Source organism: Burkholderia sp. 22PA0099 (genome assembly GCF_047497165.1).
Taxonomy (GTDB): domain Bacteria; phylum Pseudomonadota; class Gammaproteobacteria; order Burkholderiales; family Burkholderiaceae; genus Burkholderia.
Map to the genome: position 1 here is coordinate 3,763,582 of NZ_CP163165.1, position 24,338 is coordinate 3,787,919.

The following is a 24,338-nucleotide window of genomic DNA, read 5'->3' on the forward strand; positions in this document are numbered from 1 at the left end:
AGCGAACGGAAACGCAGCAACACAGGGCGTCGGCAGACGACCTGCCATAACCGTCCGGAAGCCGGACCCGTAGCGCCAGCCATGCGACAACTCGGCGCGACGGCCAAGAAGGCATGACAACCACACACCTATGAATTCTGCTCAAGACTTGTCGATCGTTTCTCTCGTCCTCAATGCGAGCTTGCTCGCCCAGGCCGTGATGGGGCTGCTGCTGCTGCTGTCGCTGTTCTCCTGGACGATCATCTTCCGCAAGTGGTTCGCGATCCGGCGCGCCCGCATCCAGACCGAACGCTTCGAACGCGAATTCTGGTCGGGCGGCGACCTGCAGGCGTTGTATCAGAGCGCAGCCAACAATCGCCATACGATCGGCTCGCTCGAACGGATCTTCGAATCGGGCATGCGCGAATTCCTGAAAGCCAAGGAAAAGCGCATGACCGATCCATCGCTGATTCTCGAAGGCGCCCGCCGCGCGATGCGCGCCTCGTTCCAGCGCGAGCTCGACATGCTCGAAAACAACCTCGCGTTCCTCGCCTCGGTCGGCTCGGTCAGCCCGTACATCGGCCTGTTCGGCACGGTCTGGGGGATCATGAATTCGTTCCGCGGCCTCGCCAACGTGCAGCAGGCCACGCTCGCCAACGTTGCGCCGGGCATCGCCGAGGCGCTCGTCGCCACCGCGATCGGCCTGTTCGCCGCGATTCCGGCCGTGGTGGCGTACAACCGCTACGCGCACGACATCGATCGTCTGGCCAGCCGCTTCGAAACCTTCGTCGAAGAATTCTCGAACATCCTGCAGCGCCAGGCGCAATAAGGAGCACGCGATGGCCGGCACTCCCTTTCGTTCCAGCATGCGCGGCGGCCGTTCGCGCCGCTCGATGTCCGACATCAACGTCGTTCCCTATATCGACGTGATGCTCGTGCTGCTCGTGATCTTCATGGTCACGGCACCGCTCGTCGCACCGTCGATCGTGAACCTGCCGACGGTCGGCAATGCCGCTCCGCAGGATCAGACGCCGCCCGTGGTGGTCAACATCCAGGCCGACGGCAAGATGAGCGTTCGCTACAAGAGCGAAGCCGGCGCATCGCAGGAAGACGCGATGACGAAGGCCGAACTCGACGACTTCATCGCGTCGCGCCAGGCCGATCATCCCGACCAACCGGTTGTGATCGCAGCCGACAAAACCGTGCAGTACGACAAGGTCATGACCGTCATGTCGGACCTGAAAGCACGCGGCGTCAAGCGCGTGGGCCTCCTCGTCAAATCGAAATGAATCAGCGCAAACAACGCACCGCCTCGCCGTTGAGCCCGCCGCAAGAACGCGGCACGGGGCGCGCGTTCGTGCTGGCCGCGTTGATGCACGTGCTGCTGATCGCCCTGCTCTATCACGGCGTGCAGTGGCAAAACAGCACGCCGGCCGGCGCGGAAGCCGAGCTGTGGACCGAAGTGCCCGATTCACCGGCGCCGCAACCGGTTCAGCCCGCCCCGCCCGTCAAGGTCGCACCCGCGCCGCCGCCGCCGATAAAGGACGATAATGCCGATATTGCGCTGCAGCAAAAACGCCGCCAACAACAGGAAGCGGCGGCACGCGAAGCCCAGCTCGCCGAACAGCGCCAGCAGGCACTGAAAGCCGAGCAGGAAGCGCAGGCCAAGCGCGCCGCCCAACTGGCCGCGCAGCAACTGGCCCAGCAGCAAGCGGCGGACAAGCAGGCCGAGAAGCAAAAACAGGCGGACAAGCTGCGGCAACAACAGCTCGCCGACCAGCAGAAGAAACTCGAACAACAGCAGAAGCTCGACCAGCAACGCAAGCAGGCGCAAGCGCAGGCCGAAGCCGAGAAGAAGGCCGAGGCCGACAAGGCCGCGGCGGCGGCCAAATCGGAAGCCGCCGCCAAGGCGAAGGCCGAAGCCGTCGCGAAAGCCAAGGCCGACGCCGCTTCCAAGGCCAAGCTGGACAAGGAACGCCAAGCTCGCCTCGCCCAGTTGCAGGGCGCGGCCGGTGGTTCGGGCGGCGCCGACGGGCTCGCAAAGAGCGGCACGGGCAGCGGCTCGGGCGGCAACGCCGCCTCGCCGGGCTATGCCGACAAGGTCAAGCGCCGGGTGAAGCCGTTCATCACCTGGGGCGGCTCACGCGAAGGTCTGGAAACGCGCGTGCAGGTTCGCTGCTCGCCGTCGGGCGATGTGCTCGGCGTGACGGTAACGCGGTCGAGCGGCAATTCGGCCTGGGATGACACGGTCGTGAGCGCGGTGCGTAACGCCTCGCCGCTGCCGCCCGATACTAACGGAAGCACCCCGGGCAACATTGCAATTACCTTCCGGGCGGCCGGCGACGCGAATTAAGCATTACACTCGCGCGCAAGCTGTTCGGAACGAATCGACTATTGTCGAGTCTCTGCGCATGCGCAGCTACATACGGGAATCGGTAAGCATGAGTTTGATGACGAAGCTGGGTTTCAGGGCACTCGTGGCCTCGTGTCTGATCGCGGCGGGCAGTGCCGCGAACGCGCAGGTCAACGTTCTCATCACGGGCGTCGGATCGACCCAGATTCCGATCGCCACCGCGAATTTCGTCAACGAAGCGGGCCTGCCGCAATCGGTGACGGCCGTGGTGCGCTCGGATCTGTCCCGCACCGGCAAGTTCTCGAACATCGACGCGGGCAGCACCCCGGTGCCGGAAACGGCGCCGGTGGACTACGCGGCGTGGAAGGGCAAGGGCGCGAACGCGTTCGTCGCCGGCACCGTGGATCGCGAAGGCGGCCAGGTGAAGGTCAACTTCATGCTGTTCGACACGAACAAGCAGCAGAGCCTCGGCGGCCTGTCGCTGACGGCGTCGGGCGATGCCGAAAGCATGCGCAAGACGGGCCACAAGATCGCCGATTTCATCTATCAGAAGCTGCTCGGCGTGCGCGGCGTGTTCAACACGCGGCTCTCGTACGTGACGCGTTCGGGCGGCAAATACCGCCTGCTGATCTCCGATTCGGATGGCGAGAACGCGGTGCCGGCACTGACCAGTTCCGAGCCGATCATCTCGCCGGCGTGGTCGCCGAGCGGAACGAAGGTTGCTTACGTGTCGTTCGAACTGCGCAAGCCGGTGGTGTATATCCACGACCTGCCCACCGGCCGCCGCTACGTGATTTCCAACCAGAAGGGCAACAACAGCGCGCCGGCCTGGGCGCCGGACGGCCAGACGCTGGCAGTCGCGCTGTCGTTGTCGGGCAACACGCAAATCTACTCGGTCAGCGCGACGGGCACGGGCCTGCGCCGGCTCACCCAGAGCAGCTCGATCGATACGGAACCGTTTTATTCTCCTGATGGCCGGTGGATCTACTTCACCAGCGATCGCGGCGGTGCGCCGCAAATCTACCGGATGCCCGCCCAGGGCGAAAGCGCCGGTAGCGCGCAACGCGTGACGTTCACGGGCAACTACAACACCAGCCCGCGCATCAGCCCCGACGGCAAGCTCCTCGCGTACATCTCGCGTACCGGCGGGGGCTTCAAGCTGTATGTCCAGGATCTGCAAACCGGCGCCGCCAACGCGGTCACCAATACGACGCACGACGAATCGCCGAGTTTCGCGGCAAACGGTCAATACGTGCTGTACGCGACCCAAGCCAATGGCCGCAGTGTGCTGGCCGCCGTCCCGTCCGACGGCAGTTCGCCGCCGCAGATTCTGCCCGTCCAGGGCGGCTCGTTCCGCGAGCCGTCGTGGGGGCCGTTCATGCAATGACCAACAGGAGATTCACCATGAAGACCAATAAAGCTCGCCTCGCACTCGCCGTCATGATGTTCGCGGCACTCGCCGCCTGTAAGTCGGGCGTCAAGCTCGACGACAAGGCGAACCAGCAAGGCAACGCGCTGCAAACGCAACCGAACCCGAACGACGTCGCGCAAGTGAACGTCGATCCGCTGAACGATCCGAACAGCCCGCTGGCCAAGCGCAGCGTGTACTTCGACTTCGACAGCTACTCGGTGTCGGATCAGTACCAAGGTCTGCTGGGCCAGCACGCTCAATACCTGAAGAGCCGCCCGGCGCGCCACATCCTGATCCAGGGCAACACCGACGAGCGCGGCACCAGCGAGTACAACCTCGCGCTGGGCCAGAAGCGTGCCGAAGCCGTCCGCCGCGGCCTGTCGCTGCTGGGCGTGCCGGATTCGCAAATGGAATCGGTGAGCCTGGGCAAGGAAAAGCCGCAAGCGACCGGTCATGACGAAGCTTCGTGGGCGCAAAACCGCCGCGCGGACATCGTCTATCAACAATAAGTAAGGGACGAACCGCCGTATGACGCACCGCTTCCCCTGGCTGCGTGCAGCCGCCGCGGCCTGCGTCGCGGGTGTCGCGCTCGGCGCGGCGCCCGCGCACGCGGGCATGTTCGACGACGACGAAGCCCGTCGCGCCGTGCTCGACCTGCGTAGCCGCACCGACAACCTGACCAATCAGGTGTCGGCCGCGCAACGCACGATCCTCGATCAGTCCGCCCGTATCGACCAGCTCAACCAGCAGGTTGCGACGCTGCGCGGCCAGAACGAGGATCTGACCAACCGCCTCACGACGCTTGAGCGTCAGGAGCGCGACGCCTACTCCGATCTCGATACGCGTCTCAAGAAGTTCGAGCCGCAGCAGACCACGGTGGATGGTGTCGAAGGGACGGTCCAGCCCGGGGAAACGGACGCGTTCAACGCGGCCTCCCAGCAGTTCCGCGCCGGCGACTTCAAGGGCGCGGCCGCTTCGTTCCGCGCCTTCATCGCCAAGTACCCGCAAAGCCCGTATCAACCGGTCGCGCAGTACTGGCTCGGCAACGCGCAGTACGCGCTGCGCGACTACAAGGGCTCGACGGCAACCTGGCAGGCGCTCGTGAAGGCCTTCCCGCAGCACCCGCGCGCCGGTGACGCCCTCGTGGCGATCGGCACGAATCAGCTGGAGCAAGGCCAGAAACCGGCCGCGAAACGCACGTTCGAGCAGGTGGTGTCGCAGTTCCAGGGTTCGAGCGCGGCGCAGGCGGCGCAGGCGAAGATCGATTCGATCAAGTAGAAGATGGCAGGATCATGTCGTTAAGGGTCGAGTGCTTGACGATCCCGAAAATTAGCGGCTATAATTTCGCCTCTTTGGGTCGTTAGCTCAGCTGGTAGAGCAGCGGACTTTTAATCCGTTGGTCACAGGTTCGAATCCCGTACGGCCTACCAAAGCATCAAACAGAAAGCCCGGTCGAAAGACCGGGCTTTTTGCTTGATGGCCCGCCAGGTTCCAGCCCGGCTCGGCATGCACGCGGCATCGAACCGGAGTGCTATGCTGCCCGACTTGAACACCGCATCCGGCTTGGGCCCGCACGGCGAGGCGTTCGAACCGACGCACTCGCCAGGCGCTCGCCCCGAGTCTGCCCGACAGGCCTTGCGCCACGTCCCGGCAATGACGGGCCGGCATCCGGCATGCTCGCGGGGCCTACGCCCCCGCCTGTCTCAACACCGCCACGACCCCGACGCCGTGGCCACAGTATTCGAGTCCCCATGTTACGGCTAAGCGAAGTCAAACTCCCCCTCGACCATGCCGAGAGCGATCTCGAAGCCGCGATCCGCGCGCGCCTGGTGGAACTCGGCCTGGGCGCCGATGCGCTGCTCCGCTACAACGTGTTCCGCCGCGCGCACGACGCCCGCAAGCGCGCCGACATCAAGCTGACGTACATCGTCGATATCGAGGTCGAGAACGAAGCCGCGGCGCTCCAGACAATCGCCGGCAAGCCGCATTGCGGCCCGACGCCCGACATGGCCTACCGCTTCGTCGCGAAGGCGCCCGAACACGGCACGTCGCTGCGCCCGGTGGTGATCGGCATGGGGCCGTGCGGCCTGTTCGCCGGGCTGATCCTCGCGCAGATGGGCTTCCGGCCGATCATCCTGGAACGCGGCAAGGCCGTGCGCGAACGCACCAAGGACACCTTCGGGCTGTGGCGCAAGAGCGTGCTGAACCCCGAATCGAACGTGCAGTTCGGCGAAGGCGGCGCCGGCACGTTCTCCGACGGCAAGCTGTACAGCCAGATCAAGGACCCGAACCACTACGGGCGCAAGGTGCTGGAGGAGTTCGTCAAGGCCGGCGCGCCGGAAGACATTCTCTATCTGAGCCGGCCGCACATCGGCACGTTCCGCCTGGTCAGCATGGTGGAGAAGATGCGCGCGACGATCCACGCGCTCGGCGGCGAAGTGCGCTTCGAAACCCGCGTGGACGACATCGAGATCGATCAGGGCAAGGTGCGCGCGCTCACGCTTTCGAACGGCGAAACGCTGCGCTGCGACCACGTGGTGCTGGCCGTGGGCCACAGCGCGCGCGACACGTTCCAGATGCTGCACGACCGCGGCGTGTATATCGAGGCGAAGCCGTTCTCGCTGGGCTTCCGGATCGAGCATCCGCAGGGGCTGATCGATCGCAGCCGCTTCGGCAAGTTCGCCGGGCACAAGCTGCTCGGCGCGGCCGACTACAAGGTGGTGCACCACGCCAACAACGGGCGCGCGGTGTACAGCTTCTGCATGTGCCCGGGCGGCACGGTGGTGGCGGCCACCTCCGAGCCGGGCCGCGTGGTCACGAACGGCATGAGCCAGTATTCGCGCGCCGAGCGCAACGCAAACGCGGGCATCGTGGTGGGCATCACGCCGGAGGATTACCCGGGCGGCCCGATGGCCGGCATCGCGTTCCAGCGCAAATGGGAAGAGCGCGCGTTCGAACTGGGCGGCGGCGATTACCGCGCGCCGGGCCAGTTGGTCGGGGATTTCATCGCCGGCCGGCCGTCGACCTCGCTCGGCTCGGTGGTGCCGTCGTACAAGCCGGGCGTGAACCCCACCGACCTCAGCACCGCCCTGCCCGACTACGTGATCGAGGCGATCCGCGAGGCGCTGCCGCAGATCGACAAGAAGATCTCGGGCTTCGCGATGCACGATGCGGTGCTCACCGGCGTGGAAACGCGCACCTCGTCGCCGATCCGCGTGCGCCGCAAGGACGACTACCAGAGCATGAACGTCGAGGGCCTGTACCCGGCCGGCGAAGGCGCGGGCTACGCGGGCGGCATCTACTCGGCCGCGATCGACGGCATCGAGGTGGCGCAGGCGGTGGCGCTCGACATGACGGCGCCGCGCAAGTAAGCCGGTAAGCCAAGCAAGCCGCATCCGAAAACAACGAAGCCCGGTCGTTCGACCGGGCTTCGTGCGTTTACTTCTCCACCACGCCCAGCAAGGTCTGCTTGCCGCCGACGTAACGGTACAGCGAGATCACGCCATGCTTCAGGTCGCCGTTCGCGTCGAACTGCGTATCGCCGAGCACGCCCTGGTAATGCGTGGCCGGCATCGCGGCCAGGATCCTGGCCGGCTCCGTGGATTGCGCGCGCTTCATGGCGTCGACGATGATGCCCACCGCGTCATAGGCGAACGGCGAGTTCAGCACGGGCGCAAAACCGAAGCGCGCCTTGTAGCGCTCGACGAACGCGGGGCCGCCCGCCATCTTCAGCAGCGGCGCGCCGGCGATAGAACACACCACGTCGTCGGCCGCCTCGCCGGCCAGCTTGGCGAGATCGTCGGCGCACAGGCCGTCACCGGCCAGCACCTTGGTGCGCATGCCGAGCGCGCGCGCCTGCTTGACGAACGGGCCGCCGGTGCCGTCGAGGCCGCCGTACATGATCGCGTCGGGCTTCTCGCCCTTGATCTTGGTGAGGATGGCGCGGAAATCGACGGCCTTGTCGGTGCTCGCGTCGTGCGACAGCACGGCGATGCCGTCGGCCTTCGCGCGCTTCTCGAACTCGACGGCCAGCCCCTGTCCGTAGGCGGTGGAATCGTCGACGATCGCCACCGATTTCACGTGCAGCGTGTGCGCCGCGTAGTCGGCCAGCGTCGGCCCCTGCTGCGCGTCGGTCGCCACCACGCGGTAGGCGGTGTTGAAGCCCTGCTGCGTGTAGGCGGGGTTGGTGGCCGACGGCGAGACCTGCACGATGCCGGCGTCGTGATAGATCTTCGAGGCCGGTATCGTCGAACCGGACTGCATGTGGCCGACCACGGCCACCACCTTGTCGTCGACCAGTTTCTGCGCCACCTGAGTGGCCTGGCGCGGGTCGCCGGCGTCGTCCTGCGCATCGAACGCGAGCGTGACCTTGCGGCCGCCGATCACGAGCCCGGCCTTGTTGATCTCCTCGATCGCGAGCCGGGCGCCGTTCTCGGTGTCCTTGCCGAGATACGAGGCCGGCCCGGTCACGGGCGCCGCCTCGCCGATTTTGACGATGTCGTCGGCATGGGCGGCCGTGGCCGCAAAACTGCCCGTCAAGCCCGCTGCTGCCGCGAGCATGCCGGCCGCGCACGCGCGGCGTCCCGATACGCTGTTCTTGTTCATGCTTCACCCGCCTGATGTGATGGCAATGGACCGGCGCAGGCACTGGAAGCCCGTCGCCGGGGCAGACACGGCCGGCCTCGCGCGCCGGGCGGCTTTCGTCTGACCTGGAAATCCCGCACACCGGAACCGGTGCGCGGTGCTGCGTCGACGGGATCGACTGTAGGCAGCCACAAAGCGGCGGCATTGAATCGTTCTGCCCGGAAATAGAACAAATGCGCCAGGCGCGAGGCGCCGGCCCGCGCACGGCTACAATCGGCGCATGCGGCCTTGGCCGCCCCGCCCCACGCCGCCGAGTTCGCGCATGACCCACGCCGACGCCGTCTCACCGCCCGCCTCACCGCCTCCGTCCTCGCCGGATGTGCCAACCGCGCCGAGCCCATCGAGTGCCCTGCTGGTCGATGCGCTCGACGCGCGCGCCTCGACCCGCGACACGCTGCCGAGCCGCTCGGCCGGCGCGGAACTGAGCGTGGCGATCGTGCTGTGGCCGAAATTCCCGCTGCTGTCGCTCGCCGGGCTGTGCGACGCGCTGCGCCACGCGGCCGATCGCGGCGACCAGAGCCGCCAGTTGCGCTGCCTGTGGACCATCGTCGGCGTCGAGGGCGAGACGATCGAATCGAGCTGCGGCATTCCGGTGCCGGTGCAGACGCCATTCCCCGATCCGTCGCGCTTCGACTATGTGGTGGTGATCGGCGGGCTGCTGCCGCATCTCGATCAGACCGACCCGCGCTACCGCGACTATCTGCTGCGCGCGGCCGAGGCCGGCACACCGCTGATCGGCCTCTGCACGGGCAGCTTCGTGCTGGCGCGCGCGGGCCTCATGGACGATCGCGTGGCCTGCATCCACAGCTTCCATGTGGACGACTATCGCCGCCTGTTCCCGTCGCTGCGCCTGGTCACGCATGCCGATTATCTGATCGACGGCGACCGCGTGACCTGCGCGGGCGGCATCTCGATCGTCGAGCTGGCCGCGCGGCTGATCAGTCTGCACTGCGGGCCGGATCGCGCCTCGAAGGTGATCCACCAGATGACGGTCAGCCGCCAGAGCGGCGCATCGTTCGTGGAGCGGCGCGCGGCGCTGGGTTACCTGTCGGTGGACGACGCGACGGTGCGCCACGCCGTGTTGCTGATGGAAGAAAATCTCGAAGCCCCGCTGACGATCGCCGTGATCGCGCGCATGACGGGCAGCAGCGTGCGCCATCTCGAACGCGCGTTCGCGGCCGAGATGCGCTGCTCGCCGAACGAGTTCTACCGGCGCATGCGGCTGCGCTACGCACGCTGGATGCTGGTCAACACCACGCGGCGCATCACCGATATCGCCTATGAATGCGGCTTCTCCGATTCGGCGCATTTCATCCGCGTGTTTCGCGAGGCTTATGGCGTGACGCCGGGCAAGCTGCGCGGCGCGCGCAAGGCCGGCAGCGGCGGTGAACGCGCCCCGGCCGACGTGCCCGAACCAGCCTGACGCAATTCTTCTATTTTCCGGCAGCGTCATGCAATCCGCGCCGCGCCGTGCGCCCTACAGTGTTCCGCATCGATTGCGAATCAAGCGGGAAGCCTGGAGAACGGCATGCATATCCTGATCGTCGGCGCGGGTGTCATCGGCCTGTCGAGCGCGTACTACCTGCAACGGGCCGGGCATATCGTCACGGTGATCGACCGTCGCGACGACGTCGCCAGCGAAACGAGCGCCGCCAACGGCGCTCAGTTGTCCTACAGCTACGTCGCGCCGCTGGCCGGCCCCGGCGTGATCTCGAAGCTGCCGGGATGGCTCACGCGCCGCGATGCACCGGTGCGCTTCCAGCCGTCGCTGAACCCCGACCAGTGGCGCTGGTGCTTCGCGTTCCTGGCGGCCTGCACGCGCTCGCGCAGCGCGCTGACGACGCGGCACTTGCTGTCGCTGTCGTTCCTGAGCCGTACGCTGATGCACGAGATGATCGCGGCCGAGCCGTCGCTCGATTTCGATTTCGTGCGCTCGGGCAAGCTCGTGCTGCATCGCGATCCGGCTGCCATGCGGCAGGCGGTGGGGCAGCTCGAACTGCAGCGCGCGCTCGGCTGCGAGCAGGCTGCACTCGACATCGCGGAGTGCATCGCGCTCGAACCGTCGCTCGCGCGCTTTCGCGACACATTCGCGGGCGGCATCCACACGCCCAGCGAGGACACCGCCGATTGCCGGCGCTTCTGCCTCGGGCTCGCGGCGCTGCTGCGCGAGCGCGGCGTGACGATCGAAACCGGCACGCCGATCGACGGCCTGCGCGCCGGCCGCGACGGGCGCGTCACCGCCCTGCGCGGCGGCGAGGCGATGCCGGCCGACCAGATCGTGATCGCGGCCGGCGCCGCCTCGGCCGCACTGCTGAAGCCGCTCGGGCTGCGCGTGCCGATCTGGCCGCTGAAGGGCTACAGCCTCACCTACGCGCTGCCGCCCGGCGCCGACGCGCCGCGCGCGAGCCTGACCGATTTCGCGCGCAAGCTTGTTTATGCGCGGCTCGGCAACCGGCTGCGCGCGGCCGGCATCGCCGATATCGACGCGACAGCCGCGCCCGATCCTGCGCGCCTCGCCACGCTCGAAGCCGAAGTGGCCGCGCTGTTCCCCGACATCGCGCGTGCCGTCGAGCCGCAACGCTGGACCGGCCTGCGCCCCGCCACGCCCACCGGCGTGCCGATCATCGGCCCCACCCGCTACCGCAACCTGTGGCTCAACGTCGGCCAGGGCGCGCTCGGCTTCACGCTCGCCACCGGCTCGGCGCTGCTGCTGGCCGACTGGCTCGCCGGCGACGGCCAACATCCGCTGCGCGCGCGCTTCGCGCACTGAGCCGTTCCGGCGCGGCGCCTTCCACCGCTTCCCGCTCCCTATCATTTCGGATAACGATGCAAACTCGTCCCCACCTCGCCGTGATCGGCACCGGCGGCACGATCGCGGGCCAGGGCGCCGCGGCCACCGATACCGCGTCCTACACCTGCTCGGTGCTCGGCATCGACGCGGTGCTCGACGGCGTGCCGCAGGCCGCGCAATTCGCCGAACTGCACACCGAGCAACTGATGCAGACCGGCTCCGAGAATTTCGGCAACGCCGCGCTGCGCGAGATCGCCGAACGCGTGGCGCACTGGCTGGCCGAGCCGCATATCGATGGCGTGGTGCTCGCGCAGGGCACCGACACGATCGAGGAGACCGCCTACTTCCTGCACCTGACGCTGAAGCAGACCAAGCCCGTGGTGGTGGTGGGCGCGATGCGGCCGCCGTCGGCGCTCAGTTCGGACGTGGCGCTGAACCTGTACGCGGCGATCGCGGTGGCCGCCGATCCGCGCTCGCACGGCCTCGGCACGCTGGTGGTGACCAACGACGAGATCCATTCGGCGCGCGACGTGGTCAAGCAGCACAGCTTCAAGCTCGATGCGTTTCGTTCTCCGTACGGTCCGCTCGGGCTCGTGGTGGATGGCACGCCGCGCTATTACCGCCGCCCGGCGCGCGCGCACACCATCAACACGCCATGGTTCGCCGCCGCGCTGCCCGAGCTGCCGCGCGTGGATATCGTGCAAGCCTACGGCGAACTCGACGCCGCCTGGCTCGACACCGCCACCGCGCAGTCGCACGGGCTGATCTTCGCGGGCACCGGCAACGGCAACGTGGCCGCGCATCTGGTCGACACGCTGCGCGCGGCCGCGCGGCGCGGCGTATGGATCGTGCGCGCCTCGCGCACCGGCAACGGCGTGGTCACGCGCAACGGCGCGCAGCCCGACGACGCCTACGGCTGGCTCAGCGTGGACGACCAGATTCCGCAGAAGGCGCGCATCCTGCTGATGCTCGGGCTGACGGTCAGCCGCGATCGCGCCGGGCTGCAGGCGATGTTTTCGAAGTATTGAGGAAGAACGGCGCGCCGGAATGGGCGCGCCGGGAATCGATGTCAGCCGTCCAGCCGCATCCGCACCGATTCGATATTCGCCGGCAGCTTCGGCGACACCGGCTTGCGCCGCGGCACGTCGACGAAGCCGAGCCGGCGATACAGCGCGGCCGCGCGGGTGTTATCGAGCAGCACGTCGAGCACCACCTCGCGGCCGGCGCCCTCGGCGAACGCGCCGGCCTGGCGCGCGTCCTCGAACAGCGCGGTGAACACGCCGGTGCCGCGCCAGCGCGCATCGATCGCGCAGTGGGCAATGTGGGTCTGCATGCGCTTCGGCGCCGGCAGCTCGCCTTCGAGCACCAGCCCGCGCAGCAGGCTGCCCACGGTATGGCCCAGCCCGAAGCCGCGCAGCAGCATCCAGGCGACATGCGGATCGTCGAAGCCGACCGTACGGCCGTCATGCGCGGCCAGCACGCCGGCCACGCTGCCGTCGGGCGCGACGGCCACGCGGTGACGACGCCACGAGAAACGACCGTACGCAGACCGAAACGTCGTGCGCAAAAATGCGACGATCGCCTCGTCGGACGCACCGAGAAAAAAACCGAATTCACGCACGCCCGACGCGAAAATCAGCGGCGCGCAGGCCGCCGCATCGTCGGGCCGCGCGGCGCGGAAGGTCCAGCCGGGTGGAAGCGTGGTCATGGCGGTGGCGGCCCGGTGCGGGTTTGACGCGCTTAACGCGCGAGCCGCGCCAGCGCGGCCACGGTCTGGGTGATCTGCTCGGGCTGATGCGTCGAGCAGATGAAGAAGCGCAGCCGCGCCGCCTTCTCTTCCACGGCCGGATAGAAGATCGGCTGCACGTTGATGCCCTCGTCGAACAGCGCATTGGCCCAGCGCGCCGCCTTCAGCGAGCTGCCGGTGATCACCGGCACCACCGCATAGCCCTCGCTGGTGCCGGTGTTCAGCCCGGCCGCGCGTGCTTCGTCGAGGAACTGCTTGCCGCGCTCGCGCAGTTGCGCGACGCGTTGCGGCTCGCGTTGCAGCGCCTCCAGCGCGGCCAGCGACGCGGCGGCCAGCACCGGCGCGAGACCCACGCTGTAGAGGAACCCGGGCGCCAGGTGGCGCAGCATGTCGACCAGCGGCTGGCAGCCGGCGATGAAGCCGCCGCAACCGGCCAGCGTCTTGGACAGCGTACCCATCCACAGGTCGACGTCGTCGGGGTTCACGCCCGCATGCTCGCGGATGCCGCGCCCGGTCGCGCCGAGCACGCCGAGCGAATGCGCCTCGTCGACCAGCAGGAACGCACCGTGGCGATTGCGGATCTCGACGAACCTCGGCAGGTCCGGCAGATCGCCGTCCATGCTGTACAGCCCCTCGATCGCGATCAGCACGTTGCGATATTCGTGGCGCGCGCGCGCCAGCAGCGCGTCGAGCGCCTGCCAGTCGTTATGCGGAAAGCTCAGGCGCTTCGCGCCGCTCAGTTGCGCGCCCTGCACGATGCTGTTGTGCGCCAGCGAATCGTGCACGATCAAATCGCCCGGCCCGAACAGCGAGCCGATCACGGTGACGTTGGTGGCGTGGCCGCTGACAAACACCACGCAATCGTCCGTTTCGTAGAACGAAGCGAGCGCGTGTTCCAGCTCGCGCTGCACGGGCCGTTCGCCGGCCACCATGCGGCTGGCCGACGCCGAAGTGCCGTACCGGTCGATCGCGGCCTTGGCGCGCGCCGACACGTCGGCATCGCCCGCCAGGCCCAGGTAGTTGTAGTTCGCGTAATTGACGTATTCGCGGCCGTCGATCGTGGTGGTCGCGCCGGCCAGCCCGTCGTGCACGCGGAAGAACGGCGATTCGACGCCGAGCTTCTCGCCCATCTCGCGCATGATGCGCAATTGCTGGTACTGCGTCATCGCCTCGAAGCGGCTGCGCGGCGTTTCATGCGCGGTCGACACGGGCACGGGCGCCGCGGCCGAGCCGCCTTCGGTCACGCGGTCCAATTGACGCTTCAGCGCCTTCGCAGCGAGTTGCTGCCGGAGATGATCTCCCAATCCCATCGATTCGTTCGCCTGTAAAACCTGGATCAAGACCGCCGTGTCATGCGTCGAACTCGGCCCATTCCCATGCATCGGGGGCCGAGAGCAGCGCATCGACGAGGCGGAAGTTCATTTCGTGACTCGGCCGCAACGCCGTCACGCGCGCGAGCAGCGGCGCACCGGCCATCGCCAGGTCGCCGACCAGATCGAGCACGCGGTGCCGCACGAATTCGTCGGGCAGGCGCATGCCGCCCAGCACGCGGCTGCCGACGATCGACGCCGTGCACGACGGCCGCGCGCCGCGCAGGATCGGCACGCCGCGCAGGTAGCCGGCCACGATCGCGGGCACCGCCCATTTGACGCGGCCATAGGAGCGCGACGGCGCGATGTCGGTGGCGAACGTCGCGGGCGTCAGCGCGCCGCTCCAGTGCATCTCGCCGAAGCCCTTCAGATCGTTGCGCACGCTCATTTCGTAGTGCGATGCAGGATCGAGCCGCATCTCGCGGCGCGAACCGCCCTCGCCGTCGGCCACCGTCACCGGCCGCGTCACGCGGATGAAGCGCTTCGGCGCGTTCAGCGCGGTGCGGCCGCAGGCGCGGATCGCATCGATCCACGGCGCGGCGCTGCCGTCGAGAATCGGCACCTCCTCGGCATCGAGTTCGACCACCGCGTGATCGATCTCGCAAGTCAGCAACGCAGCAAGCAGATGCTCGATGGTGCGTACACCGACACCTTCCGGATTCCGAAGCATGGTGCACAGCGGCTGCGCGCGGCGCAGCGCCGGATCGACCGCCAGCACGGCCAGCTCGCGCCCGCCGTCGAGACGGCGAAAGCGGATGCCGCGCGTGGCCGGCGTGTCGCCCGCGGCCGGCAGAATCCGCACCGACACGCGGCGGCCGGTATGCAGGCCGTGCCCGTCGAGCCGCAGCTCGCGCGCGAGCGTGCCCTGGCTGGCGTGCCAGCCGGCCGGCAGCGCGGCTGCAGCGGCCGTCGACATCATTTGACCAGCCCGAGCCGCACCGCGCGATCCTGCTCGGCGGCCACGGCCGGATCGTTGGCGGCCACCTTCAGCACCGCCTTCGCCTCGGCGTCGAGCGCGTGCTTGGCCGCCATCGCGGCCACCGCATCGATTGCACCGGCATCACCGCCCGCATTGGCTTCGGCCGCCGCGATCGAATCGACGATGCGGGCCGCCAGCGACAGCACGCTCGCGCCGTCGGCGATCGCCATCACCGACAGCTTCACCTCGAACACTTCCTCGACCGCGAGGCCGAGTTCCATGCCCATCAGTGAATCCATGCCCATTTCCAGCACCGAGCGGTCGAGCGCGATGCGGTCGGCCGTCATGTGCAGGATTCGCGCGATCTGGGAGCGCAGCGTTTCGGACACGAACGCCACCGCCTCGTCGTGCGGCAGCGCGGCAACCTGCTCGCGCAGCTTGTCGCCGCCATCGCGCGAGGCATCGCTGCCGCCGCGCGTCTGCATCTGCGCATACCGGCGCGCATTGGCGGCCGGCATGCCGCGCGACAGCGCCTGCCAGTCGATCCGTACCACGGCCTCGCCGGCAATGCCGTCGGCCAGCGCCTGTTCGAGCGCGTCGAGTGCTTCGTCGGAGGTGATCGATGCGCCGCCGATGCGCGATTGCAGCGCCTCGCGGGTGGTGTCGTTGCGCGCCAGGAAGCCCACATCCTCCAGCGGCCCCCAGGCCATGAAGGTCGCCGGGCGGCCCGCCGCGCGGCGATGCGCGACCAGCGCTTCGAGGAAGCTGTTGGCCGCCACGTAGCTGCCCTGCCCCGGATTGCCGAGGAAGGTGGTGGCCGACGAATAGACCACGAACCAGTCGAGCGGCGCATCGAGCGTCGCGCGATGCAGGTTCCAGGCCCCCGCCACCTTCGGCGCGAGCACCGCTTCGAAGCGGGCGTCGTCGAGGTTGCGCACCAGGCCGTCGTCGATCTGCATCGCCGAGTGCAGCACGCCCTTGAGCGGCGTGCCGCGCGCGGCGATCCGCGCCACCATCGCCTGCACCGCGGCCGCATCGGTCACGTCGCAGGCCACCGCCTCGACGCTCACGCCGAGCGTGTCGCGCCAGCGATCGGCTTCGGCCCGGGCCGCGTCGGCAAGCTGGCCGCCGCGGCTCGCCAGCGTCAGATGACGCGCGCCGCGCTCGACCAGCCGGCGCGCCGTGGCGAAGCCGAGCCCGCCCGTGCCACCGATAACAAGATAGGCCGACCGAGCATCGAGCGCCAATACCGGTGCATCGGCCAAGCCGCGCGTCGGCGCGGGCGTGCCCGACGGATAGGTGACCAGCACCTTGCCGATCTGGCGCGCCTGCTGCATGTAGCGGAACGCATCCTCGGCCCGCTCGGCCGGGAACGCGCGATACGGCAGCGGATGCAGCACGCCGTTGGCGAACAGCGCCATGACCTCGCCGAACAGGCGCGCGGTCAGCTCGGGCAGCACGCCCATCAACTGGTCGGCGTCGATGCCGAAATAGCTGATGTTGTTGCGGAACGGACGCAGCCCGATATGGCTGTTCTCGTAGAAATCGCGCTTGCCCAGTTCGAGGAAGCGGCCGAACGGACGCAGCGTGTCGATGCTGCGCACCATCGCCTCGCCCGCCAGCGAATTGAGCACGATATCCACACCCTGCCCGCCCGTCAGCACGCGCACCTGATCGGCGAACGCGAGGCTGCGCGAATCGAGCACGTGATCGGCGCCGAGCAGGCGCACGAACTCGCGTTTCTCGTCGCTGCCGGCGGTGGCGAACACCTCCGCGCCGAAGTGACGCGCGATCTGGATCGCCGCGATGCCCACGCCGCCCGCGCCGCCGTGCACCAGCACGCGCTCGCCGCGGCGCAGGCGCGCCAGCTCGACCAGCGCGTACCAGGCCGTGAAGAAGGTGGTGGGGATCGTCGCGGCTTCCTCGAAGCTCAGGCGTTCCGGCTTCGGCGCGATGGCGTCGGCGCGCGTCACCACGCGCGTCGCGAAACAGGCCGGCGCGAAGCCGAGCACCGCATCGCCCGGCGCGAAGCCGCTCACGTCGCGGCCGACGCGCACGATGCGCCCGGCCAGCTCCATGCCGATGGTCGCGCCGGCGAAGCCGTTCTCGACCGCTTCGTCGGACAGCAGGCCCATCGCGTACATCACGTCGCGGAAGTTCAGGCCGGTGGCCACCGGTTCGATTTCGACGTCGAGCGCGGCCAGCGGGCGCTCGACCTGCGCAAACCATTCGAGGTTGCGCAGCGAGCCGGGCGCGTCGAACGCGAGCACGGCCGGCACATTGGCGACAACGGCCGGCTGGCGTGCGGCCGCGCGCTCGAAGCTCAGCATGCGCGGCACGCGACGGCCAGCGGCGCTCAGCAGCACCTCTTCCTCGGCCACGTCCACCAGCAGCTCGCGCGCCAGTTGCGCGATGTCGAAACCGTCGGCCGGATCGACATCGATCAGGCGGCAGCCCAGTTCCGGATGTTCGTTGGCGAGCACACGGCCGAGGCCCCACAACGCGGCCTGGGCCGGCGTGTTCGGCGCGGCGCCCTCGAACGGCGCGCAGCCGCGCGTCACCACCGACAGACGCACGCCTGCCGCGCGGTGCTCGTCGTTGAGCGCGCGCACCAGGCCGGCCAGCGCGATCGCACCCGCCTGCTGCGCCTGCATCAGCGCGTCGGCGTCGGAGCGGTCGCTCAGGCGCGGCGACGGCGCGCAGAACACCAGATGAGTGGCGTCGGCCGCCGGCATGGTGGCGAGGAAACCGGCCGCCTGCCGCATCTCGACCGCTTCGACCACATGGCCGGCACGCGTCAGCGCGTCGGCCAGCACCGTGCCGATCGGCTCGGCGTCGTCGTCGGCGGTGACCACCACCCATTGCTCGGCGCGCTCCAGCGCGTCGAGGCTGTCGTCCTCTTCCTCGGCCGCGCTGTCGTCGGCCAGCGGACGGCGCGCGACAACGAGGCTCGGCGTGCCTTCGAGTTCGAGATCCTGCTCGGCGTGACGCGCGGCCTCCACCAGCCCGACGCGCTCGCAGAGCTGTTCGAGCTCGGCCGGCGTCAGCGATGCGGTGCGGCCGTCGGCGGCCTGCAGGCCGAACACGATGTCGGCGAAGCGGTTGCGGCGCGATTCGGCCAGCACCACCAGGCCGCCCGGCGCGAGCCACGCGCGGATCGACGCGAGCACGTCGGCCGGATCGGTCCGGCCGGCCAGCGCGCGATCGACCAGCACCAGGTCGTACAGTTCGTCCGGATCGGCCTTCAGCGCGAAGCGCTCGCCCGGCAGTTGCGCGACCGTCGAGAGCGCCGGCATCGCATCGGCGTCGAACGCGGCCAGTTGTTCGGCCGTGCCGCAAATGGTGCGTTCGCAACGGTCGGCCGGCAGGCGCACCACCAGCGGGCGCAGCATGTCGCCGCGAGTCGATTCGATTTCGAGCAGACGCAGGCGGCGCGGCGCTTGCCAGCCTTCGACGGCGCTCGCCGCGCAGGCGGCCATCATCGCGTGCAGGTGTTCCCAGGTCGGCGACGCGTCGAAGAACTGCTCGACCAGCGCCTTGCCCGTCGACGACAGCACGCGCGCCGCATCGAGTTCGCCCTTCAGCACGCGCGGCAAGGCCTTGCCGCAATGCGCGAGCAGCGTCAGTTCGGCGCTGTGATGCGGCGATTCGGCCAGCAGGCCGCGCCAGAGCTCGCCGAGCGGCGGCAGCGCCGCGCAGGCTTGCTCGTCGCGCACCAGATGGCCGCCCTCGCGCGTGACCAGGCCGTCTTCCACGAGGATCTCGGCCAGGCGCGCGACCAGCGCGGCTTGCGGATGGGTAGGCAGTATCGGCGAGGCGAACGCATCGATCGCGTCGAGCGCGCGCAGCGCATAGAGGCTCGCGAGCACGTCGAGCAGCGGCAGCATCTCGGTCAGATGCTGGCTGCGGCGCGCGGTGTCCTCGCTCGCCGCGACGCGCTGCGTCGCATCGCGCAGCAGATCGGCCGGCGCGGGCAGGCTGTCGGCGCGGGCGTCGGCCGGCAGCGGACGATGTTCGAGCGTGTAGACGAAACGCGACGGCGCATGATGACGGCGGCCGAGCAGATCGACACGGCGGAACCGGCAACTGCCGAGGCGTGCCGCGACGATGCCGTTCGCATCGATGAAGTCGAACGAGGCCACCACCGAATGCGGGCTGCGGCGCTCGATGCGCACCAGCACGCGGTCGATCGCGTCGCCGTGCAGGTAATCGACGCGGCCGATCTGCACCGGCACGTAGGCCGCGCGGTCGGCCTGGGCGCCTGGCTTGCCGAGGCCGCCGAGCAGCGCGAACAGCGGATGGAAGCCGCTGTCCATCAGCGCCGGATGCAGGTGATAGGCGGCCAGCGCGGCGGCGTCGCCGCACGCGGCGGGGGCGGCCAGCTCGGCCAACGCCGTGTCGCCGGCCACGCGCACGTTGCGCACCCAGCGGAACGCCGGGCCGTAATCGAGGCCGATCACGGCGGTGTTCTCGTACAACACGGCGCCGTCGAGCGTGCCGGCACCGCGCAGCGCGTCGAGCGCGGCGACATCGGCCAGCGACTTCGCGCCGAGCGTATTGCCGCTCGCGAGCAGGCGGCCGGTGACGTTCAGCGTCCACGGCGCGTCGCTCATGCGGTCGCGCGTCTCGATCGTGAAGATCGCCGTTTCGGGCTCGATATGCAGGCGGAACAGCTTGGCCTGCTGCGGCTGGAACACCACCGGCGCGCGAATTTCGAGGTTTTCGAGCGCGGCCGTGCCGGTTTCGAAGTAGACCCGCGCGGCGGCCAGCGCCATTTCCACATAGCCCGCGCCAGGGAACGCCACGCCGCCGTCCACCACGTGGTCGGCCAGCAGCGGCAGCTTGGCCGGGTCGAGCTGGTTTTCCCAGCCGTAGGCGTGTTCGTGCAGGCGGTAGCCGAGCAGCGGGTGATCGCGGTGACGATTGACGAGGTTGTAGGCCTCGACGGTCGGCTCCAGCCAGTAGGATTCGTGCTGCCACGGATAGGTCGGCAGCGCGACCGTGGCCGCGCCCGGCACGGCCGGCGCGAAGCGATCGAGATCGACCGTCGCGCCATGCGCGATCGCCGACAGGATCGACGCGTCGAGCGTCGCGGCGCTGCCCTGCCCGCGCTTGAGCGTCGGCAGCACGGCGCCTTGCGCCTGCGCCGCCGCCAGCGAATGCTTCATGTAGCTGCGCAGGATCGAGTGCGGCGCCACTTCGATGAAGATCCGCACGCCTTCCGCGATCAGGCTCGCGATGCCGTCGCCGAAGCGCACCGGCTCGCGGATGTTGCGCCACCAGTAGCGCGCGTCGAGCGTCTTGCCGTCGAGCAGTGCGCCCGTCACGGTCGACACGAAGCTGCCGTCGCCGGCCTGCGGCGCGAGCCCGTCGAGCTGGTCCAGCACGATCGGCTCGATGCTGTTCATCTGCCGGCTGTGGAACGCGTAATCGAGATCGAGCAACTGGAAGAAGCGGCCGCTTTCGCGCTGTGCCGCCTCGATCGATTGCAGGCCCTGCAGCGAACCGGCCAGCGTGACCGCTTCGGCGCTGTTTACGCCGGCCACTTCGACCAGGCCGGTCAGACCCAGGCGCGCGATCGCCTCGTGCGCGGCGGCCTCGCTGAGGCCCACCGCCGCCATCCGGCCGGTGCCGCGCGTCGTGCCCTGGGCACGGCTGCGGATCTTGATCACGCGCACCGCGTCGGTCAGCGTGAGAATCTTGGCGGCCCACGCGGCGGCCACTTCGCCCACGCTGTGGCCGATCGTGGCTTCGTGACCGACGCCGCGCGCTTCCAGCACGCGCGTGAGGCCCACCTGGATCGCGAACAGCAGCGGCTGCGCGTTTTCAGTGGCGGCGAGCCAGCTTTCGCCCGCGCCCGCGCGCATCACCTCGACCAGCGAGGCGCTGCCGTCGGCGCACCAGAGCGCATCGACTTCGTCGAGCGCCGCACGGAACACCGCATCTTCGTCATAGAGCTGCTGGCCCATGTTGGCCCACTGGCAGCCGTTGCCCGAGTAGACGAACGCCACGCGGCCCGTATCGGGCGGCGCTTCGCCACGCGTCACGCAAGCCGGCGACGCCGATGCGTCCTCCGCCAGCGCCGCGAGCGCCGCGCGGCCCTCGTCGGCCGTGGCCGGCGCGATCACGAGCCGGTGCGTGAACCACTGGCGGCGACGCGCGGCCGAGGCCGCGACGGCCTGCCAGTGCGCGCCGCGTTCGAGCACGGCCAAATAACGCGCCGCCAGCGCGGCGAACGCCTGCGACGAGCGCGCCGTCAGTACCAGCGGCGACAGGCGTTCGGCCGGCGCTTCAACGGCCGCAGCCACAGCGGGTGCCACGGCCGGGGCTTCCATCAGCACGACGTGCGCATTGGTGCCGCCGAAGCCGAACGAGTTGACGCCGACCGTCAACGGTTGATCGTCGCTCGCACAGTGTTCGGCGCCGAGCGGCGTGAAGCGGTCGGCCACGCGCAGGCGGCCACCCGCGAAATCGATCGACGGATTCGGGGTTTCGAAGTGCAGCGAGCGCGGCACCGCGCGGTGCTTCAGGCACATCACGGCCTTCAGCAGCCCGGCCATGCCCGACGCCGTTTCGAGGTGGCCGATGTTGGTCTTGATCGAACCGATCAGCAGCGGCTTGTCGGCCGGACGGCCCGACGACAGCACGTCGATCAGCGCGCGCGCCTCGATCGGATCGCCGACCGCCGTGCCGGTGCCGTGCGCTTCGAGATACGACAGCGATTGCGGATCGACGCCCGCGCGCGCGTAAACGCTGCGCAGCAGCGCGGCCTGCGTGGCCGAGCCCGGCACGCTGATGCCGCCCTGCGTGAAACCATCGGAATTGACGCCCGAGCCGGCGATCACGGCGTGGATCGTGTCGCCGTCCGCGAGCGCGCGCTCGAGCGGCTTGAGCAGCACGAACGCACCGCCTTCGGAGCGCACGTAGCCGTCGCCGGTTGCGTCGAACGCGCGGCAGCGGCCGCGTGGCGACAGCATCGAGGCTTTCGAGAACGTGACGAAGCCGAACGGGTGCATCAGCAGGTTCACGCCGCCGGCCAGCGCCAGCTCGGTTTCGCCCGAGCGCAGCGCCTGCACCGCCTGGTGCAGCGCCACCAGCGACGACGAGCAGGCGGTGTCGATCGACATGCTCGGCCCGCGCAGGTCGAACAGGTAGGACACGCGGTTCGAGGCGATGCTCAACGTGTTGCCGGTGGCCGAATACGGATCGACCGAGTTCAGATCGTCGACGCTGCGGTTGCCGTAATCGGGGCTGGCCACGCCGACGAACACGCCGCAATTGCGGCCGCGCATGTCCTGCGGGCGCACCCCCGCATGCTCGAACGCCTCCCAGGCCAGTTCGAGCAGCAGGCGCTGCTGCGGGTCCATCTGCGCCGCTTCGCGCGGCGACACGCCAAAAAATGCCGCATCGAAGCCGGCGATGTTCTCGAGCACACCGGCCGAGAACGTGTAGCTCTTGCCCGCCTCGCGCTTGGACGGATGCTGATAGAACTCCGTCCCGAAGCGCTCGGCCGGAATCTGCGTGACGGCATCTCGCTCGTCGCGCAGCAGGCTCCAGAGTTCATCGGGATTATTGGCGCCACCGGGGAAGCGGCAGGCGATCCCAACAATTGCAATCTTTCCGTTCATCGTTATGTCGTTTTCTCTGATGCTCGCGACTCGTCCACGCGACTCCGCCCCAGCTGTGTCGCTTGCAGCAACAAGCCGCCCAACTCGGCGGCCCGCACGTCCCGACGTTCGGGAATATCTGGCCCGAAATTTCGCCAGATGAAATAGTCGCTGTGTTCCGGGCTTGCGCCCAGACGGTCGAAAACCCTGGAAAGGGCCGGAACGTGATCGCCGTAGAAACAGACGACCGTCTCTCTGTCGCTCGAACGCAGATGATCCAGCAGGCGGCCGATCATTGCATCTGCATTTTCAATATGTCGCAAATAGGCGGTCAAATCCCGCCATGCGGAACCGTCGCCGAGAGTATGACGTGAAGCGGCTTCGCCAGGCAGAACAGTTTCCAGGTGCAGCGGGCCGTGATTCTCCATCGTCATCGCGAACACGAAACGCGCCCGCTCGTGCGGCAGCGCCAGTTCGTCCAGGATCGCGTCGGCCACGGCCGCGTCCGACACGTACGGGCCGGCGCGTGGCGCCGCGGTGAAGTGGCCGATGTCGAGGAACCGCTCGAAACCCAGCAGCGGGAACACGCGGTTGCGGCCGAAGAAATCCGCGTAATAGGGATGGATCGCGGCCGTGTCGTAGCCGCCACGGCCGAACCAGGCCGCCAGCGAGGCGAGCTTGTGCCTGACGAAAGCATAAGGATAGAAGCGCGCGTAATCGAGCGAGGCCGATTCGGTGCCGGTGAGCACCGCAAATTCCGTGCGCATCGTATTCGCGCCCCATGCCGGCACCGCCATCTCGCCGTACCAGACCGCTTCGCGGCGCGCTGCGTCGAAATGCGGCAGCAGGCCCGGTTCGATCTCGTCGCCCAGGCGCCGTGCGTCGAAGAACGATTCGCTCTGGATCACGATCACGTCGGGGCGCCGCGCCGGCTCGCCGGCCGCGAACGGCGCACGCGCCATGACCTCGCGGAAGCGCCGGAACGTGGCCGGCCGCAGACCGTTCAGCAAATAGGCGACGAACACCGCGAAGAAGCCGTGGCGGCGCTGGTCGGCGTTCGGGTCGAGCGTGAGCGGCAGGCGCGCGGCGATCCCCAGCGCCAGCGCGAAAGGCAGCGCCACCGCGAGCCAGGCGAGCGCCGCCGAGCCGTGCGCCGCCGGCGGCTCGGCGATGAAGCCCGCGATCACGAGCACGATGCCCACCCCGATCGCGATGACCTTGCCGACGCTGAGAAACGGCAAATACAGCCGTGGGTGCGAGAACAACTGGCTGAACAGGCTGAGATCGGTGAAGACGAACGGCTCGCGCAGCGATTCATACTTCGCATTGCTGACGGCCGCCACCAGGCCGACGAGCGCCAGCGCCACGAACGCCGAGAAAATCGGCCGCGAAGTCAGCGCGAGCGCCAGGTCGGCGAGAAAGAGTACGGAAAGAATGTGAAGCGCCAAAGACAGCGGCGGCCGGCGCAGCGGCGCGCGCGGCACGGCGATCGCGTCGAGCGCGAACGACAGCGCCAT

16 protein-coding genes and 1 tRNA gene are annotated in these 24,338 nt (G+C 68.7%); 11 read left to right on the plus strand and 6 right to left on the minus strand.

All coding sequences use genetic code 11. The features are described from left to right. The first annotated feature begins 130 nt into the window (after nucleotides 1-130). The 8 genes from tolQ (at nucleotide 131) to AB4851_RS32150 (ending at nucleotide 7,114) form a co-directional block, all read left to right on the plus strand. Complete coding sequence (gene tolQ / locus AB4851_RS32115) at nucleotides 131-808, plus strand: protein TolQ (protein ID WP_414450280.1); 678 nt, start codon at nucleotides 131-133, stop codon at nucleotides 806-808. Between the two features lie 10 nt (nucleotides 809-818). Further along, on the plus strand, nucleotides 819-1,268 hold the full coding sequence (tolR, locus tag AB4851_RS32120) for a protein TolR (protein ID WP_414444036.1): 450 nt from the start codon (nucleotides 819-821) through the stop codon (nucleotides 1,266-1,268). Beyond that, nucleotides 1,265-2,332 carry a cell envelope integrity protein TolA gene (gene tolA, locus AB4851_RS32125; RefSeq protein WP_414450281.1) on the plus strand — a complete coding sequence of 356 codons (1,068 nt, stop codon included), beginning with the start codon at nucleotides 1,265-1,267 and terminating at the stop codon, nucleotides 2,330-2,332. Before tolR ends, tolA begins: the two co-directional genes overlap by 4 nt. 88 nt (nucleotides 2,333-2,420) lie before the next feature. After that, entirely contained in the window at nucleotides 2,421-3,719 is a 1,299-nt protein-coding gene (tolB, locus tag AB4851_RS32130; protein WP_414450282.1) for a Tol-Pal system beta propeller repeat protein TolB, read from the plus strand. 17 nt (nucleotides 3,720-3,736) lie between these two features. After that, nucleotides 3,737-4,252 (plus strand): peptidoglycan-associated lipoprotein Pal, encoded by a 516-nt coding sequence (gene pal / locus AB4851_RS32135; protein ID WP_414444033.1) that lies wholly within the window; start codon nucleotides 3,737-3,739, stop codon nucleotides 4,250-4,252. 19 nt (nucleotides 4,253-4,271) lie between these two features. Continuing rightward, nucleotides 4,272-5,021, plus strand: coding sequence for a tol-pal system protein YbgF (gene ybgF / locus AB4851_RS32140; RefSeq protein ID WP_414444032.1), 750 nt, complete (start codon nucleotides 4,272-4,274; stop codon nucleotides 5,019-5,021). Nucleotides 5,022-5,097: 76 nt separating this feature from the next. Continuing rightward, a tRNA-Lys gene (locus AB4851_RS32145) sits at nucleotides 5,098-5,173 on the plus strand. Between the two features lie 321 nt (nucleotides 5,174-5,494). Then, nucleotides 5,495-7,114 carry an NAD(P)/FAD-dependent oxidoreductase gene (locus AB4851_RS32150; protein ID WP_414450283.1) on the plus strand — a complete coding sequence of 540 codons (1,620 nt, stop codon included), beginning with the start codon at nucleotides 5,495-5,497 and terminating at the stop codon, nucleotides 7,112-7,114. Nucleotides 7,115-7,181: 67 nt separating this feature from the next. Here AB4851_RS32150 and AB4851_RS32155 read toward each other — a convergent pair whose 3' ends face one another. Next, entirely contained in the window at nucleotides 7,182-8,303 is a 1,122-nt protein-coding gene (locus AB4851_RS32155) for a branched-chain amino acid ABC transporter substrate-binding protein (protein ID WP_414451994.1), read from the minus strand. Nucleotides 8,304-8,649: 346 nt separating this feature from the next. Between AB4851_RS32155 and AB4851_RS32160 the strand changes: the two genes are divergently transcribed. The 3 genes from AB4851_RS32160 to AB4851_RS32170 all read left to right on the plus strand — a co-directional run bounded on the left by AB4851_RS32160 (nucleotide 8,650) and on the right by AB4851_RS32170 (nucleotide 12,206). Continuing rightward, nucleotides 8,650-9,810, plus strand: a complete 1,161-nt coding sequence (locus tag AB4851_RS32160) for a GlxA family transcriptional regulator (protein ID WP_414450284.1) — start codon at nucleotides 8,650-8,652, stop codon at nucleotides 9,808-9,810. Between the two features lie 105 nt (nucleotides 9,811-9,915). Then, nucleotides 9,916-11,157: a D-amino acid dehydrogenase gene (locus AB4851_RS32165; protein WP_414450285.1), complete on the plus strand. Its 1,242-nt coding sequence runs from the start codon at nucleotides 9,916-9,918 to the stop codon at nucleotides 11,155-11,157. Next, nucleotides 11,106-12,206 (plus strand): asparaginase, encoded by a 1,101-nt coding sequence (locus tag AB4851_RS32170; protein ID WP_414451995.1) that lies wholly within the window; start codon nucleotides 11,106-11,108, stop codon nucleotides 12,204-12,206. The genes AB4851_RS32165 and AB4851_RS32170 overlap by 52 nt, the downstream gene beginning before the upstream one ends. Before the next feature lie 41 nt (nucleotides 12,207-12,247). Here the strand turns inward: AB4851_RS32170 and AB4851_RS32175 are convergent, their stop codons facing one another. The 5 genes from AB4851_RS32175 to AB4851_RS32195 are packed head-to-tail and all read right to left on the minus strand — an operon-like array spanning nucleotide 12,248 to nucleotide 24,338. Continuing rightward, nucleotides 12,248-12,886 (minus strand): GNAT family N-acetyltransferase, encoded by a 639-nt coding sequence (locus tag AB4851_RS32175; protein WP_414450286.1) that lies wholly within the window; start codon nucleotides 12,884-12,886, stop codon nucleotides 12,248-12,250. A gap of 32 nt (nucleotides 12,887-12,918) precedes the next feature. Continuing rightward, nucleotides 12,919-14,235: an aminotransferase class I/II-fold pyridoxal phosphate-dependent enzyme gene (locus tag AB4851_RS32180; protein ID WP_414450287.1), complete on the minus strand. Its 1,317-nt coding sequence runs from the start codon at nucleotides 14,233-14,235 to the stop codon at nucleotides 12,919-12,921. 40 nt (nucleotides 14,236-14,275) lie between these two features. Then, nucleotides 14,276-15,211 (minus strand): UDP-3-O-acyl N-acetylglycosamine deacetylase, encoded by a 936-nt coding sequence (locus AB4851_RS32185; protein ID WP_414451996.1) that lies wholly within the window; start codon nucleotides 15,209-15,211, stop codon nucleotides 14,276-14,278. Then, nucleotides 15,211-22,842: an SDR family NAD(P)-dependent oxidoreductase gene (locus AB4851_RS32190; protein ID WP_414450288.1), complete on the minus strand. Its 7,632-nt coding sequence runs from the start codon at nucleotides 22,840-22,842 to the stop codon at nucleotides 15,211-15,213. The genes AB4851_RS32185 and AB4851_RS32190 overlap by 1 nt, the downstream gene beginning before the upstream one ends. 2 nt (nucleotides 22,843-22,844) lie before the next feature. Further along, on the minus strand, nucleotides 22,845-24,338 hold the full coding sequence (locus AB4851_RS32195; RefSeq protein WP_414450289.1) for an LTA synthase family protein: 1,494 nt from the start codon (nucleotides 24,336-24,338) through the stop codon (nucleotides 22,845-22,847).

Excerpts from the sequence above, each read along its gene's own strand:
- tolQ (WP_414450280.1), top strand. The coding sequence starts at position 131 with ATGAATTCTGCTCAAGACTTGTCGATCGTTTCTCTCGTCCTCAATGCG.
- tolR (WP_414444036.1), top strand. The coding sequence starts at position 819 with ATGGCCGGCACTCCCTTTCGTTCCAGCATGCGCGGCGGCCGTTCGCGC.
- tolA (WP_414450281.1), top strand. The coding sequence starts at position 1,265 with ATGAATCAGCGCAAACAACGCACCGCCTCGCCGTTGAGCCCGCCGCAA.
- tolB (WP_414450282.1), top strand. The coding sequence starts at position 2,421 with ATGAGTTTGATGACGAAGCTGGGTTTCAGGGCACTCGTGGCCTCGTGT.
- pal (WP_414444033.1), top strand. The coding sequence starts at position 3,737 with ATGAAGACCAATAAAGCTCGCCTCGCACTCGCCGTCATGATGTTCGCG.
- ybgF (WP_414444032.1), top strand. The coding sequence starts at position 4,272 with ATGACGCACCGCTTCCCCTGGCTGCGTGCAGCCGCCGCGGCCTGCGTC.
- AB4851_RS32150 (WP_414450283.1), top strand. The coding sequence starts at position 5,495 with ATGTTACGGCTAAGCGAAGTCAAACTCCCCCTCGACCATGCCGAGAGC.
- AB4851_RS32155 (WP_414451994.1), bottom strand. The coding sequence starts at position 8,303 with ATGCTCGCGGCAGCAGCGGGCTTGACGGGCAGTTTTGCGGCCACGGCC.
- AB4851_RS32160 (WP_414450284.1), top strand. The coding sequence starts at position 8,650 with ATGACCCACGCCGACGCCGTCTCACCGCCCGCCTCACCGCCTCCGTCC.
- AB4851_RS32165 (WP_414450285.1), top strand. The coding sequence starts at position 9,916 with ATGCATATCCTGATCGTCGGCGCGGGTGTCATCGGCCTGTCGAGCGCG.
- AB4851_RS32175 (WP_414450286.1), bottom strand. The coding sequence starts at position 12,886 with ATGACCACGCTTCCACCCGGCTGGACCTTCCGCGCCGCGCGGCCCGAC.
- AB4851_RS32180 (WP_414450287.1), bottom strand. The coding sequence starts at position 14,235 with ATGGGATTGGGAGATCATCTCCGGCAGCAACTCGCTGCGAAGGCGCTG.
- AB4851_RS32185 (WP_414451996.1), bottom strand. The coding sequence starts at position 15,211 with ATGTCGACGGCCGCTGCAGCCGCGCTGCCGGCCGGCTGGCACGCCAGC.
- AB4851_RS32190 (WP_414450288.1), bottom strand. The coding sequence starts at position 22,842 with ATGAACGGAAAGATTGCAATTGTTGGGATCGCCTGCCGCTTCCCCGGT.
- AB4851_RS32195 (WP_414450289.1), bottom strand. The coding sequence starts at position 24,338 with ATGGCGCTGTCGTTCGCGCTCGACGCGATCGCCGTGCCGCGCGCGCCG.